The 1,161-nt window shown below is 57.2% G+C and carries 1 protein-coding gene; it reads right to left on the bottom strand.

The genetic code is table 11. The annotated features are described in order from the left end of the window. On the bottom strand, positions 1 to 1,049 hold a 1,049-nt coding region (locus tag WM40_RS27115), incomplete at its 3' end, for an ISNCY family transposase (RefSeq protein WP_046154653.1). Between the last annotated feature and the right edge of the window lie 112 nt (positions 1,050 to 1,161).

Here is a 1,161-nt window from a genome sequence, read left to right as displayed (position 1 = left end):
ACCAGCCGCTTACACAGATACATCACGCGGTCGTACTGCACTGTGAGCGTATTGGTGACTTTACGCAGCACGCGCACTGTCAAGATTGAACGCAAGACCTCGTCATCGCGCATGGGACGATGAGCGTCATGCGGGCTTCTGGCCGGTTTGGCGAAACGCCGGTTGTAATCGGCAATGAAGGAGGGCGCATAAGCGTTGGCCGCTTCCTTCGTGCTGAGGCCCCGCAGGCGTAACTCCTTGACTAGCCGGTCCTGCAAGGTCAGATTGGCGCGCTCAACCCGGCCCTTGGCTTGGCTCGAATTGGCACACCAAGTGTCGATGTTGAGCTCGTAGCAGGCCCGACTGAACTGCGTAATGCCTTTGCCAAAGGTCTTTTCTGCATAGTTATTGGCGTTGACGCGAAACACTGAGTACTTGTCGCTATACAGGGCTTGAGGCTTACCGTGGGCCGTCAGATATTTCTGCAACGCCTCAAAATAGCTGAACGTCGATTCGGTCTCGGTAAAATGCAGCGTCATCAGCTTGCTCGTCGCGTCGTCGATAAACACCAGCAATGTGCAAGATGGCGCGCGATCCTCGAACCACAGATGGTCGCAGCCGTCGATCTGGATCAGCTCGCCCAAACACGCTCGGCGATTGCGCGGCTGATACACTTTCGGTGGGCGCTGTTTGCGCGGTATCCACAAGCCCGCCGCAGTCATTATCCGACGAACGGTCGCCACCGACAGGCCAAAGCCGTGCGCCTCGCGCAGCTTCTCGCAGGCAAAGGTTGGACCGAAGTCAGGATAGCGTTTGGCGATCAACGCAAGAGCGCGCTGCGCCACGCCAGGAGCCAATTGATGGTTGCTCGGACGAGCACGTTTGCGCGAGACTAAACCCGCCGGACCTTCGAGGCGATATCGCACGCACAAACGCTCGACCTGGCGCACGCTGAGTTCCAATTGCTCAGCAGCTCGCCATGGCATCAGCACGCCATCGATAACTGCCTGAATGACCTTGATCCGTCCCAGTTCACGCATGCTCATGGTGATCGATCCAGAATGGCTCATGGCGCGCTCCCAATGCAGATTGGCGGGGGCTTAGTTTGCGCCGAAGATCAACGTGGAGCGACGTTTCTAATGATCGCAAGTACGACACTACTACTAAACGCTAGCAATCAGA

It is taken from the genome of Robbsia andropogonis (genome assembly GCF_000970345.1).
In the GTDB taxonomy this organism is placed as follows: domain Bacteria; phylum Pseudomonadota; class Gammaproteobacteria; order Burkholderiales; family Burkholderiaceae; genus Robbsia; species Robbsia andropogonis.
Note: the sequence above shows the minus strand (reverse complement) of the source record. Positions and strands in the feature narration are given on the sequence as shown.